This is a genomic window from Streptomyces sp. DI166, assembly GCF_900091315.1.
GTDB classification, from domain to species: Bacteria; Actinomycetota; Actinomycetes; order Streptomycetales; family Streptomycetaceae; genus Streptomyces; species Streptomyces fuscus.
Genome location: NZ_FLSP01000021.1, coordinates 64,024 through 77,822 on the forward strand (window position 1 = coordinate 64,024; position 13,799 = coordinate 77,822).

The 13,799-nt window shown below is 66.6% G+C and carries 10 protein-coding genes; all 10 read right to left on the reverse strand.

Annotated features, from left to right (window positions below; translation table 11 throughout):
• Positions 1 to 7: 7 nt before the first annotated feature.
• The 10 genes from GA0115233_RS13335 to secE all read right to left on the reverse strand — a co-directional run bounded on the left by GA0115233_RS13335 (position 8) and on the right by secE (position 13,782).
• Positions 8 to 616: a hypothetical protein gene (locus tag GA0115233_RS13335; protein WP_093720398.1), complete on the reverse strand. Its 609-nt coding sequence runs from the start codon at positions 614 to 616 to the stop codon at positions 8 to 10.
• A 163-nt stretch (positions 617 to 779) separates the two neighbouring features.
• Positions 780 to 4,679, reverse strand: coding sequence for a DNA-directed RNA polymerase subunit beta' (locus GA0115233_RS13340; RefSeq protein ID WP_093720399.1), 3,900 nt, complete (start codon positions 4,677 to 4,679; stop codon positions 780 to 782).
• Positions 4,680 to 4,773: 94 nt separating this feature from the next.
• Positions 4,774 to 8,259 (reverse strand): DNA-directed RNA polymerase subunit beta, encoded by a 3,486-nt coding sequence (rpoB, locus tag GA0115233_RS13345; protein ID WP_093720400.1) that lies wholly within the window; start codon positions 8,257 to 8,259, stop codon positions 4,774 to 4,776.
• A 578-nt stretch (positions 8,260 to 8,837) separates the two neighbouring features.
• On the reverse strand, positions 8,838 to 9,227 hold the full coding sequence (gene rplL / locus GA0115233_RS13355) for a 50S ribosomal protein L7/L12 (protein WP_093720402.1): 390 nt from the start codon (positions 9,225 to 9,227) through the stop codon (positions 8,838 to 8,840).
• Between the two features lie 114 nt (positions 9,228 to 9,341).
• Complete coding sequence (gene rplJ / locus GA0115233_RS13360) at positions 9,342 to 9,872, reverse strand: 50S ribosomal protein L10 (RefSeq protein ID WP_093720403.1); 531 nt, start codon at positions 9,870 to 9,872, stop codon at positions 9,342 to 9,344.
• Positions 9,873 to 10,162: 290 nt separating this feature from the next.
• The gene (locus GA0115233_RS13365) at positions 10,163 to 11,029 is read right to left on the reverse strand and encodes a DUF1396 domain-containing protein (protein ID WP_093720404.1); all 867 of its coding nucleotides are present in this window, start codon (positions 11,027 to 11,029) and stop codon (positions 10,163 to 10,165) included.
• A gap of 163 nt (positions 11,030 to 11,192) precedes the next feature.
• Positions 11,193 to 11,918: a 50S ribosomal protein L1 gene (gene rplA, locus GA0115233_RS13370; RefSeq protein ID WP_093720405.1), complete on the reverse strand. Its 726-nt coding sequence runs from the start codon at positions 11,916 to 11,918 to the stop codon at positions 11,193 to 11,195.
• A gap of 76 nt (positions 11,919 to 11,994) precedes the next feature.
• Positions 11,995 to 12,429: a 50S ribosomal protein L11 gene (gene rplK / locus GA0115233_RS13375; protein WP_028805116.1), complete on the reverse strand. Its 435-nt coding sequence runs from the start codon at positions 12,427 to 12,429 to the stop codon at positions 11,995 to 11,997.
• A 168-nt stretch (positions 12,430 to 12,597) separates the two neighbouring features.
• Positions 12,598 to 13,413: a transcription termination/antitermination protein NusG gene (nusG, locus tag GA0115233_RS13380; protein ID WP_093720406.1), complete on the reverse strand. Its 816-nt coding sequence runs from the start codon at positions 13,411 to 13,413 to the stop codon at positions 12,598 to 12,600.
• 81 nt (positions 13,414 to 13,494) lie between these two features.
• On the reverse strand, positions 13,495 to 13,782 hold the full coding sequence (secE, locus tag GA0115233_RS13385) for a preprotein translocase subunit SecE (protein WP_015658485.1): 288 nt from the start codon (positions 13,780 to 13,782) through the stop codon (positions 13,495 to 13,497).
• Positions 13,783 to 13,799: the final 17 nt, after the last annotated feature.

A 13,799-nucleotide genomic window follows, 5' to 3' on the forward strand; every position in this document is an offset into this window, starting at 1 on the left:
CCGGCGCTCAGGGGATCTCGTACCCGCTGGGGACCTGTGTCGGCACACCCGTCGGCACCGCGTCCGTGGGCGGTACGTCCGTATTCGGGATCTGCCCGGTGTCGGTCGTCTGGGCGGGCGGCGCCGAGGTCCGGTCCGTCTCCCCCACGGCCTCGCCGGACACGGGGACGGTGAAGGTGGAGCCGTCACCCATGGCGAACCCCAACTCGCCGCTGTACGGACCCGGTTGGGTCGGGGTGACCTTGATCGCCACGTCGCAGCCCTCGGGCGGCACCTCTCCGACGCACGACTGGCTGATCTCACCCTGGGCCTGCGAGCTGTTCCAGGTGATGTCCTGCAACTGGACCGGCTTCTCGGCGCCCCCGATATGCACGGTCCCCGCCACCGGCTCCCCCGGCTGGGTCCGCGGCAGCTTGATCGCCGAGGTCGAACCGCCCCCGTCGCTGCCCGGAAAGACCGACGCCAGCCGATCCGCGTCGGAGGTCGCCCCGCTCTGCTGAGCCCCCGTGGCCCGGGTCTGCTGCCCGCCCGACTCCGTACCGCCGCAGGCCGCCGTGGCCGCCAGCGCGGCCGTCACCGCCGCGGCGAGAAGTACCCGGGCCATCGCTGACGTCATGTCGTCTCCGCTTCCGCTCGGCTGGTCCGGCCAACCTCGCACAGCGGCAGGGCGGCGCACGGCGCCCCCGCCGGGAGCGCGGCTCGATCACTCGACCGCCCCGCTCGAACACGCCGAAGGGCGGCCACCCGTGTGGGTGACCGCCCTTCAAGCGGACGCTCGCTTACTGGTTGTACGGACCGTAGTCGTAGTCCTCCAGCGGAACGGCCTGGCCGGAGCCGGTGCCGAACGGCGAGTAGTCGATGTCGTCGTAGCCGACGGCCGAGTACATCGCGGCCTTGGCCTCCTCGGTCGGCTCGACCCGGATGTTGCGGTAGCGGGACAGGCCCGTACCGGCCGGGATGAGCTTACCGATGATGACGTTCTCCTTGAGGCCGATGAGCGAGTCGGACTTGGCGTTGATCGCCGCGTCCGTGAGGACTCGCGTCGTCTCCTGGAAGGACGCCGCCGACAGCCAGGACTCCGTGGCCAGCGAGGCCTTGGTGATACCCATGAGCTGCGGACGACCGGAGGCCGGGTGACCGCCCTCCTGGACCACACGACGGTTCTCCTGCTCGAACTTCGAGCGCTCGACCAGCTCACCGGGCAGCAGCTCGGCGTCGCCGGACTCGATGATCGTCACACGGCGCAGCATCTGCCGGATGATGATCTCGATGTGCTTGTCGTGGATCGACACACCCTGCGAGTTGTAGACCTTCTGGACCTCGCCGACCAGGTGGACCTGGACGGCACGCTGGCCCAGGATGCGCAGCACGTCGTGCGGGTTGGTGGCACCCATGGTGAGCTGCTGGCCCACCTCGACGTGGTCGCCCTCGCCGACCAGGACCTTGGCACGCTTGGAGATCGGGAACGCCGTCTCGTCGCTGCCGTCGTCCGGGGTGACGACGATCTTCTTGGTCTTCTCGGTCTCCTCGATCCGCACGCGGCCGGAGGCCTCGGAGATCGGGGCGACACCCTTCGGGGTACGGGCCTCGAAGAGCTCGACGACACGCGGCAGACCCTGGGTGATGTCGTCACCGGCCACACCACCGGTGTGGAAGGTACGCATCGTCAGCTGGGTACCGGGCTCACCGATGGACTGGGCGGCGATGATGCCGACCGCCTCACCGATGTCGACCAGCTTGCCGGTGGCCAGCGAGCGGCCGTAGCACATGGCGCAGGTGCCGACGGCGGACTCGCAGGTCAGGACCGAGCGGGTCTTGACCGTCTGGACACCGTGCCGGACCAGCTCGTCGATGAGCACGTCGCCGAGGTCGGTACCGGCCGGGGCCAGCACCTTGCCGTCGACCACGATGTCCTCGGCGAGGCAGCGCGCGTACACGGAGGTCTCGACGTTGTCCGCCTTGCGCAGCACGCCGTCCGCACCGCGCTCGGCGATCTCCAGCTTGAGGCCGCGGTCGGTGCCGCAGTCCTCCTCGCGGATGATGACGTCCTGCGAGACGTCCACCAGACGACGGGTCAGGTAACCCGAGTCGGCGGTACGCAGGGCGGTGTCCGCCAGACCCTTACGGGCACCGTGCGTGGAGATGAAGTACTCCAGCACCGACAGACCCTCACGGAACGACGCCTTGATGGGACGCGGAATCGTCTCGTTCTTGGCGTTCGACACCAGACCACGCATACCGGCAATCTGACGCATCTGCATCATGTTGCCTCGTGCACCCGAGTTCACCATCATGAAGATCGGGTTGGTCTTCGGGAAGTTGTCGTTCATCGCCTCGGCGACCTCGTTGGTCGCCTTGGTCCAGATGCCGATGAGCTCCTGAGTGCGCTCTTCCTTGGTGATCAGACCGCGCTCGTACTGCTTCTGGACCTTCTCGTCCTGCGCCTCGTAGCCCTTGACGATCTCCTTCTTCGCCTCGGGAACGACGACGTCGGAGATGGCGACGGTGACACCGGAACGGGTCGCCCAGTAGAAGCCGGCCGCCTTCAGGTTGTCGAGCGTCGCCGCCACGATGACCTTCGGGTAGCGCTCGGCGAGGTCGTTGACGATCTCGGAGAGCTGCTTCTTGCCGACCTCGTAGTCGACGAACGGGTAGTCCTCGGGCAGCAGCTCGTTGAAGAGCGCGCGGCCCAGCGTGGTCTTCAGCCGGAAGCTGTCACCCTGCTGCCACTCCGGCTCGCCCTCCTCCTGCGCCGGCGGGGTCCAGCCGCGCGGCGGGATGGTGCCGACCGGGAAGCGGATGTCGATCTTCGCCTGGAGCGAGAGCTCGCCCGCGTCGAAGGCCATGATCGCCTCGGCGACGGAGGAGAAGGAGCGGTCCTCACCCTTGATGTCCCGCATCTCGCCGTCGGTGGTGAGGAAGAACAGACCGAGGACCATGTCCTGGGTCGGCATCGTCACCGGACGGCCGTCGGCGGGCTTGAGGATGTTGTTCGAGGACAGCATCAGGATGCGGGCCTCGGCCTGCGCCTCCGCGGACAGCGGCAGGTGCACGGCCATCTGGTCACCGTCGAAGTCCGCGTTGAACGCGGTGCAGACGAGCGGGTGGATCTGGATGGCCTTGCCCTCGACCAGCTGCGGCTCGAAGGCCTGGATGCCGAGGCGGTGCAGGGTGGGAGCACGGTTCAGCAGAACCGGGTGCTCGGCGATGACCTCTTCGAGGACGTCGTACACGACCGTGCGGCCGCGCTCCACCATGCGCTTGGCGCTCTTGATGTTCTGCGCGTGGTTCAGGTCGACCAGGCGCTTCATCACGAACGGCTTGAACAGCTCCAGCGCCATCGCCTTCGGCAGACCGCACTGGTGCAGCTTCAGCTGCGGACCGACGACGATCACGGAACGCGCGGAGTAGTCCACACGCTTGCCGAGCAGGTTCTGACGGAAACGGCCCTGCTTGCCCTTCAGCATGTCGCTGAGGGACTTCAGCGGGCGGTTACCGGGACCGGTGACCGGACGGCCGCGACGGCCGTTGTCGAAGAGGGCGTCAACAGCCTCCTGAAGCATGCGCTTCTCGTTGTTGACGATGATCTCGGGCGCGCCGAGGTCGAGGAGCCTCTTCAGACGGTTGTTCCGGTTGATCACCCGGCGGTACAGGTCGTTCAGGTCGGAGGTCGCGAAGCGGCCACCGTCCAGCTGCACCATCGGACGCAGGTCCGGCGGGATGACCGGGACGCAGTCCAGGACCATGCCCTTGGGGCTGTTGGAGGTCTGCAGGAACGCGGACACGACCTTCAGCCGCTTCAGCGCACGAGTCTTCTTCTGGCCCTTGCCGGTGCGGATGATCTCGCGGAGCTTCTCGGCCTCCTCCTCCAGGTCGAAGGACTCCAGGCGCTTCTGCAGCGCCGCGGCACCCATCGAGCCGTCGAAGTACGTGCCGAAGCGGTCACGCAGCTCGCGGTAGAGGAGCTCGTCGCCCTCCAGGTCCTGGACCTTGAGGTTCTTGAACCGGGTCCACACCTCGTCCAGGCGGTCGATCTCGCGCTGTGCACGGTCGCGCAGCTGCTTCATCTCGCGCTCGGCACCCTCGCGCACCTTGCGGCGCACATCGGCCTTGGCGCCCTCGGCCTCCAGCTCGGCGAGGTCCGCCTCCAGCTTCTTGGCGCGGGCCTCAAGGTCGGCGTCCCGGCGGTTCTCGATCTGCTGCCGCTCGACCGAGACATGCGCCTCCAGGGAGGGCAGGTCGCGGGTACGGCGCTCCTCGTCGACGTACGTGATCATGTACGCCGCGAAGTAGATGACCTTCTCCAGGTCCTTCGGGGCGAGGTCGAGCAGGTAGCCCAGCCGCGACGGAACGCCCTTGAAGTACCAGATGTGCGTGACGGGAGCGGCCAGCTCGATGTGGCCCATCCGCTCGCGGCGCACCTTGGCGCGGGTCACCTCGACGCCGCAGCGCTCACAGATGATGCCCTTGAAGCGGACACGCTTGTACTTGCCGCAGTAGCACTCCCAGTCCCGGGTGGGACCGAAGATCTTCTCGCAGAAGAGCCCGTCCTTTTCCGGCTTGAGCGTGCGGTAGTTGATGGTCTCGGGCTTCTTGACCTCGCCGTGGCTCCACTGACGGATGTCGTCAGCGGTGGCCAGGCCGATCCGGAGCTCGTCGAAGAAGTTGACGTCGAGCACTATGCGTCAATCCCTCTCAGGGTCGTAAGTCTTTGGGTCTGATACGGGGGTCCAGGGGCCGGCGGCCTCATGGGGTGAGGCCGCCGGACTCCCGTCAGACCTCTTCGACGCTGCTCGGCTCGCGCCGGGACAGGTCGATGCCGAGCTCCTCCGCAGCGCGGAAGACATCCTCGTCGGTGTCACGCATTTCGATGGACATACCGTCGCTGGACAGCACCTCCACGTTCAGGCACAGGGACTGCATCTCCTTGATGAGCACCTTGAAGGACTCGGGGATGCCGGGCTCGGGGATGTTCTCGCCCTTGACGATGGCCTCGTAGACCTTCACGCGGCCGGTGACGTCGTCGGACTTGATGGTCAGCAGCTCCTGGAGGGCGTACGCGGCGCCGTATGCCTCCAGCGCCCACACCTCCATCTCGCCGAAGCGCTGGCCACCGAACTGAGCCTTACCACCCAGCGGCTGCTGGGTGATCATGGAGTACGGACCGGTCGAACGGGCGTGCAGCTTGTCGTCGACCAGGTGGTGCAGCTTCAGGATGTACATGTAGCCGACCGAGATCGGGTCCGGGAACGGCTCACCCGAGCGGCCGTCGAACAGCCGCGCCTTGCCGGACGGCAGGACCATGCGGTCACCGTCGCGGTTCGGGACGGTGTGCTCCAGCAGACCGGCGAGCTCGTCCTCGCGGGCACCGTCGAAGACCGGGGTGGCCACGTTGGTACGCGGCTCCACGCGGTCCGCGCCGATCGCCTGCAGGCGCTGCGCCCACTCGTCGGCGAGGCCGGAGACGTCCCAGCCCTGGCTGGCGAGCCAGCCGAGGTGGATCTCCAGCACCTGTCCCGGGTTCATTCGGGACGGCACACCGAGCGGGTTGAGGATGATGTCGACCGGGGTGCCGTCCTCCAGGAACGGCATGTCCTCGATCGGCAGGATCTTCGAGATGACGCCCTTGTTGCCGTGACGGCCGGCGAGCTTGTCACCGTCGGTGATCTTGCGCTTCTGCGCGACGTAGACGCGGACCAGCTGGTTCACGCCCGGCGGCAGCTCGTCGCCCTCCTCGCGGTCGAAGACGCGCACACCGATGACCTTGCCGGTCTCGCCGTGCGGCACCTTCAGCGAGGTGTCACGGACCTCACGGGCCTTCTCACCGAAGATCGCGCGCAGCAGGCGCTCCTCGGGGGTCAGCTCGGTCTCACCCTTCGGGGTGACCTTGCCGACGAGGATGTCACCGGCGATGACCTCGGCACCGATGCGGATGATGCCGCGCTCGTCGAGGTCGGCGAGGACCTCCTCGGAGACGTTCGGGATGTCCCGGGTGATCTCCTCGGGGCCGAGCTTGGTGTCACGGGCGTCGACCTCGTGCTCCTCGATGTGGATCGAGGAGAGGACGTCGTCCTGCACGAGGCGCTGCGACAGGATGATCGCGTCCTCGTAGTTGTGGCCCTCCCACGGCATGAACGCGACCAGCAGGTTCTTGCCGAGCGCCATCTCGCCGTTCTGGGTGGCCGGACCGTCGGCGAGGACCTGGCCCTCGATGACGCGGTCGCCCTCGTTGACGATGACCTTCTGGTTGACCGAGGTGCCCTGGTTGGAGCGGGCGAACTTGGCCAGGCGGTACGTGATGTACGTGCCGTCGTCGTTGGCGGTGGTGATGTAGTCCGCGGAGACCTCCTGGACCACACCGGCCTTCTCGGCCTTGACCACGTCGCCGGCGTCGACCGCGGAGCGGTACTCCATGCCGGTGCCGACGAGCGGCGCCTCGGACTTAATCAGCGGCACGGCCTGACGCATCATGTTCGCGCCCATGAGGGCACGGTTGGCGTCGTCGTGCTCAAGGAAGGGGATCATGGCGGTCGCGACCGACACCATCTGGCGCGGCGAGACGTCCATGTAGTCGACGTCCTCGGGGCTGACGTAGTCGACCTCGCCGCCGCGGCGGCGGACCAGCACGCGGGCCTCGGCGAAGCGCATGTCGTCACCGAGGGTGGCGTTGGCCTGCGCGATGACGAACCGGTCCTCCTCGTCGGCGGTCAGGTAGTCCACCTCGTCGGTGACCTGGCCGTCGACGACCTTGCGGTACGGCGTCTCGACGAAACCGAACGCGTTGACCCGGCCGTAGGAGGCGAGCGAACCGATCAGACCGATGTTCGGGCCTTCGGGCGTCTCGATCGGGCACATACGGCCGTAGTGCGAGGGGTGCACGTCACGGACCTCGAAGCCGGCCCGCTCACGGGAGAGACCACCCGGGCCAAGAGCCGACAGACGGCGCTTGTGGGTGAGACCCGACAGCGGGTTGTTCTGGTCCATGAACTGCGACAGCTGGCTGGTGCCGAAGAACTCCTTGATGGAGGCGACGACCGGCCGGATGTTGATCAGGGTCTGCGGCGTGATCGCCTCGACGTCCTGCGTGGTCATGCGCTCGCGGACGACGCGCTCCATACGGGCCAGACCCGTGCGGACCTGGTTCTGGATGAGCTCGCCGACGCTGCGCAGACGACGGTTGCCGAAGTGGTCGATGTCGTCGGTCTCGACGACGATGCTCTGACCGCTGTCGCCGACCGTCTCGGTCTCGCCCGCGTGCAGCTTCACCAGGTACTTGATCGTCGAGATGATGTCCTCGACGGTCAGGATGCCCGCGTCCAGCGGGGCGTCCGCACCCAGCTTCTTGTTGACCTTGTAGCGGCCGACCTTGGCGAGGTCGTAGCGCTTGGGGTTGAAGTACAGGTTCTCCAGCAGCGTCTGCGCGGCCTCACGCGTGGGGGGCTCGCCCGGACGCAGCTTGCGGTAGATGTCGAGCAGCGCGTCGTCCTGGCCCTGGGTGTGGTCCTTCTCCAGGGTGGCGCGCATGGACTCGTACTCGCCGAACTCCTCAAGGATCTGCTCGGTCGTCCAGCCGAGCGCCTTGAGCAGGACGGTGACGGACTGCTTGCGCTTGCGGTCGATACGGACACCGACCATGTCGCGCTTGTCGATCTCCATCTCCAGCCAGGCACCCCGGGACGGGATGATCTTGGCGGAGAAGATGTCCTTGTCGGACGTCTTGTCGATGGAGGAGTCGAAGTAGACGCCGGGCGAGCGGACCAGCTGGGACACCACGACACGCTCGGTGCCGTTGATGACGAAGGTGCCCTTGTTGGTCATGAGCGGGAAGTCGCCCATGAAGACCGTCTGGGACTTGATCTCGCCGGTCTCGTTGTTGGTGAACTCCGCCGTCACGAAGAGCGGGGCGGCGTACGTGAAGTCGCGCTCCTTGCACTCGTCGATGCTGTTCTTCGGCGGCTCGAAACGGTGGTCGCGGAAGGTCAGCGACATCGACCCGGAGAAGTCCTCGATCGGAGAGATCTCCTCGAAGATCTCCTCCAGACCGGACTTGGTGGGGACGTCCTGACCTGACTCCAGAGCCGCCTCGACCCGACTCTGCCAAGCGGTGTTCCCGAGCAGCCAGTCAAAGCTCTCGGTCTGCAGCGCGAGCAGGTTGGGAACCTCAAGGGGCTCCTTGATCTTTGCAAAGGAGATGCGCAGCGGGGCGGTGCTGGCGCCGTTGTTCGTATTCGCGGTCGAGGCAGTGCGCGAGGCGGCCAAGAGGGGGTCCTTCCGAGGGCTCGGACTCACTACGCGCGTACCGGCCCCTCTCCGGCACACAGGGACAGGTTTCCCCTTTTGGCTGTTTGGCCAGGTCAGGGATGGTCCGGTCGTCTGTGCTCAGGTGAGGGCATGCCCCTGGTGACGGGCAGGGGACAGCTAACAGGCAGCGCAAAGGGTCAGTGTAGCCACTTGGCACACTGATGTCCAGTGCGGGTTTTTCGCGACCCTTGTTGTACTCAACGCCCTCGGCATGCCCGCCCTCGATGCACGTTGATACTGCCCTCTTCGTCGTCGATCCATGCCTCGGATTCGGACCGTTGTGACGACGCGTCCTGAGAATTGCGCGCTGCGTGCGGTTCGTCAAGGCCCCCCTTGGCAGAACCGGGGCGGCCGGAGACACGACGAAGATCACCATACCCCCCGGAACCCGAGGTGCAAGGGAACCGCGGCCCGCCCCCCGGGAACGACGAAGAGCGACCACCCGGATGGATGATCGCTCTTCGGTGTGCTCGCGTTACAGCCCCTCAGGGGACCGTAATCAGCTCGCAATGGAGTCCGTGCGGACCCGTGAGGTCTTACTTGACCTCGACGGAGGCACCGGCGCCCTTGAGGGCCTCGGCGGCCTTGTCGGCGGCCTCCTTGTTGACCTTCTCCAGGACCGGCTTCGGGGTGCCGTCGACCAGGTCCTTGGCCTCCTTCAGGCCGAGCGAGGTCAGCTCACGCACGACCTTGATGACCTGGATCTTCTTGTCGCCGGCGCCGGTGAGGATGACGTCGAACTCGTCCTTCTCCTCAGCGGCCTCGGCGGCGGCGCCACCAGCGGCACCACCGGCGACGACGACCGGCGCGGCAGCGGCGGCGGTGACGTCGAACTTCTCCTCGAACGCCTTCACGAACTCGGAGAGCTCGATGAGGGTCATCTCCTCGAACTGCGCGAGCAGGTCTTCCTGGCTGAGCTTCGCCATGATGGCGGTCCTTCCACTAAATCGGCAGGTGCCGGATGTACTGGGTGAGGCGGGCGTACGTCGGCCCGCTGTGGCCCCCGCGATCAGGCCGCGGCGACCAGTGTGCGAGCCGAATTACTCGGCACCGCCCTGCTCGTCCTGCTTGGCACGGAGCGCGTCCACGGTGCGGACGAGCTTCGAGGGCAGAGCCTGGAAGACGGAGGCAGCCTGGGACTGCTTCGCCTTGAAGGCACCGGCCAGCTTGGACAGCAGAACCTCGCGGGACTCAAGGTCCGCAAGCTTCTTGATCTCATCGGCGGACAGCGCCTTGCCGTCAAGGACACCGCCCTTGATGATGAGATTCGGGTTCTCCTTGGCGAAGTCACGAAGACCCTTCGCCGACTCCACCGGGTCACCGGTGACGAAGGCGACGGCCGTCGGACCAGCGAAGAGCTGGTCGTCCAGCGTGATCCCGGCCTCGTTGGCCGCAATCTTGGTCAGCGTGTTCTTCACCACGGCGTACTGGGCGTTCTCACCGAGCGAACGACGCAGCGTCTTGAGCTGCGCCACGGTGAGACCGCGGTACTCGGTCAGCACGGCGGCGTTGGAGCTGCGGAACTTGTCCGTCAGCTCGGCAACCGCGGCAGCCTTGTCGGGCCTCGCCATAGAGCCTCGGCCTCCTTCCGGGTGATTCGGACCGCGCGGACCCGAAGGAGGACTGGGTAAAACGAAACGCCCCGGCGCAGGCGCACGGGGCGTGGCTCGACCGTCATGGAGAACCATGCGGGAGCAACTTCCACAGTCACCTGCGCGGGTCGTCCGCCGTTCAGCGGATCCTTCGGCCACCGTGCCCTCTTGCGAGCGCACGGCAACGACCAGCGGTCTTTGGCTTCTGTAGGAGAGTACGCGACCGGATCGCGGTCAAGCAAATCCGGTCCGGGCGTACGTCAGCCGCGTCAGCTGTTCTCCAGCTCGCTCATCGCCTCGGCCAGGTCGAAGGTGTCCTTGGCGGGCGGCGCCTTGACGGTGACGGGCTTGTTGTAGTCCAGGAAGGTGATGGTCAGGTCGAGCGGGCCGTCGTCGCCCTTCCCCTTCATCCGGAACTGCTTGGTGTGGTCCTCACCGTCGATCCACATGTCCATCGTGAACTCGTCGATGCCCATCTTCTCGTACTGCTTGAGGCTCTTCTCGCGCTTCTCGCGCGTCTCCTTGTCCTCCTTCTTGAAGGAGTCGCGCAGCGAGTCGAGCGTCACGGTGCCCCGGTAGCGGGTGGTCTCGACGCCGTCGACCTCCTCGGTGCCGATCTCCTTCACGTCCTCGGCACCGGTGAGGAAGGTGGACTCGGTGGCCGGGTTCTGCTCGGCCGCGTCGGCACCGGGGGCGGCACCGAGTTCGTCGGCCCCGAGCGCGGACAGGTCGAACTTCATCCAGCTCTTGCCGTCCATCTCCTTGGCCATCCCGGCGTTGCCGCCGATGTACATGGCCTTGTCGACGAGCCGGATCTCCACGGAGCCGTCGGCGCCCTGGTCGAGAGCCGTCATCTTCATGCTCATCGCCAGCTCGGGCTTCATGCTCATGGACGCCTCGGCCTTGATGCGGCCCTCCTCGGGCACCTCGCCCTTCATGCGGTAGCGCAGGGACGTGATGTCGTCGGAGTTCTTCGCGGCCTTCGCGACGGCGGCCGCGGGAGACATCTTCGGGGACTCCCCGCCCTCCCCCTTGGACTCGCTGGAACAGCTCACCGCGCCCGCGGCGAGGGCCACGGCGGCGAGGCCGGCGCCCACGGTGCGGACGCGCGCGTGGCGGCGTACGGAAGTCCCCATTGATTTCCCCCCATGAAATGGAATGTATGAGCGATACACAGAGTCACGAGCCTAGCCGATCAAGGGGGAAGCGGTCGTCTCAATTCCGTACCGGCGAAAGGCCGGAGAACGGGAACGGGCCCCGCACCTCGAAAGGTGCGGGGCCCGTTCAGGCCTCGGGCGCTCAGACGGCGGCCGGGTCCTCCTCGACGAGGAGGTTGCGGGTGCGGTTCGGGTCGACCGGAATGCCGGGGCCCATCGTGGTGGTGATGGCGGCCTTCTTGATGTAGCGACCCTTGGCGGCGGACGGCTTCAGACGGAGGATCTCCTCCAGGGCCGCGCCGTAGTTCTCCACCAGCTTGGTGTCGTCGAAGGACACCTTGCCGATGATGAAATGCAGGTTCGAGTGCTTGTCGACGCGGAACTCGATCTTGCCGCCCTTGATGTCGTTGACGGCCTTCACGACGTCCGGGGTCACGGTGCCGGTCTTGGGGTTCGGCATGAGACCACGGGGACCGAGCACGCGGCCGAGGCGGCCGACCTTGCCCATGAGGTCCGGGGTGGCGACGACGGCGTCGAAGTCCAGACGGCCCTTCGACACCTCGTCGATGAGCTCGTCGGCGCCGACGATGTCGGCGCCCGCGGCACGAGCGGCCTCGGCACGGTCACCGGTCGCGAAGACCAGGACCCGGGCGGTCTTACCGGTGCCGTGCGGGAGGTTCACGGTGCCACGGACCATCTGGTCGGCCTTGCGCGGGTCGACACCCAGACGGAAGGCGACCTCGACGGTGCCGTCGAACTTGGTCGTGGAGGTCTCCTTGGCGAGACGGACGGCTTCGAGCGGGGCGTAGAGCTTGTCCCGGTCGACCTTGGCGTCCGCAGCGCGGAGAGACTTGCTGCGCTTGCTCACTACTGCTCCTGGGGTGTTCTTAGGAGTTGTGGTCCGGGCCGAGCAGGCCCTGCCACTACTGCTGGAAGGTTGGGGTTCAGCCCTCGACCGTGATGCCCATGGAACGGGCGGTGCCGGCGATGATCTTCGCGGCGGCGTCCAGGTCGTTGGCGTTGAGGTCGGGCATCTTGGTGGTGGCGATCTCGCGGACCTGCGCCTCGGTGATCTTGGCGACCTTGGTCTTGTGCGGCTCGCCGGAGCCCTTCTCCACGCCCGCGGCCTTGAGGATCATCTTGGCGGCCGGCGGAGTCTTGGTGATGAAGGTGAAGGAGCGGTCCTCGTAGACCGTGATCTCCACCGGGATGACCCAACCGCGCTGCGACTCGGTCGCGGCGTTGTAGGCCTTGCAGAACTCCATGATGTTCACGCCGTGCTGACCCAGCGCGGGGCCGACCGGCGGAGCCGGGTTGGCGGCACCGGCCTGGATCTGGAGCTTGATGAGCCCCGTGACCTTCTTCTTCTTGGGAGGCATAGCTCTCCGGGTCCTTTCGATTCGGGTCCTGCCCGCCTCCGGGGACCACCCGGACGCAGGCATACCGCACAACGATAACGGGTATGGATGCGCGGCCAAAAACCGAGCAGGTCAGGCAACGCGCGAGCGTCCGCCTGACCTGCTCGGAAGCAGTCGTTCCAGAAGGTGTCAGTTCTTCTGGATCTGGTCGAAGCTCAGCTCGACCGGGGTCTCGCGACCGAAGATCTCCACCAGACCCTTGACCTTCTTGGAGTCGGGGTTGATCTCGTTGATGGTCGCCTGCAGCGTGGCGAACGGGCCGTCGGTGACGGTGACCGAGTCGCCGACCTCGAAGTCCAGCACCTGGACCTCGACCTTGCGCTGCGGGGCAGGCTTGCCCTCGGCCTCGGCGGCCTCGCGGGCGGCCTTCTCCTCGGCCTCCGGGGCGAGCATCTTGACGATCTCGTCCAGGGTCAGCGGGTACGGGTCGTAGGCGTTGCCCACGAAGCCGGTGACGCCGGGGGTGTTGCGGACGACGCCCCAGGACTCGTTGGTGAGGTCCATGCGGACCAGGACGTAGCCCGGCAGCTTGTTCTGCTTGATCGTCTTGCGGTCGCCGTTCTTGATCTGGACGACCTCTTCCTGCGGCACTTCGGCCTGGAAGATGTAGTCCTCGACGTTCAGCGAGACGGCGCGCTGCTCAAGGTTCGTCTTCACCCGGTTCTCGTAACCGGCGTAGGTGTGGATGACGTACCACTCGCCGGGCAGGGTGCGCAGTTCCTCGCGCAGGGCGGCGACGGGGTCCACCGGCTCGGCCGGCTCCTCGTCGGCCTCCTCGGCCTCGCCCTCGGCGTCCGCGGCCGCCTCCTCCGCCTCTTCCTCGGCGGTCTCGGCGTCGGCAGCCTCGACCTGGTCCAGGTCCTCGTCCGCGCCCTCGACGCTGTCGAGCTCGCCTTCGACAGTCTCGTCGGGCTCGATGGCGTCGTTCAGGTTCTGGTCAGACACGGTGGCTGCTTCTTCCTGGATACATAGGGGTGGAACATGCGAAAAGGGGCGCCGGTAACCGCGGCGCCCTTCGCTCCTTGCTCAGCCGAAGACGTACTTGGCGGCGTGGTCGAGCCCATAGTCAATCACGGTCACCAGGCCGATCATGATGACGACGAAGACAATCACCACGGTCGTGTAAGTCGTCAGCTGGCTGCGCGTCGGCCAGACGACCTTACGGAGCTCGGCAACAATCTGCCGGTAGAAGAGGGCAAGGCGCTTCAGCGGGCCCTTCTTGGCGCGCTTACCGCCCTTGCGGGTCTTCTTCTTCGAATCTGGCGCCTCGTCCTGGGCATCAGGCATGTCGATGGAGCCCACGGCGTCCGTCACTCGTCCTCACCTGATTC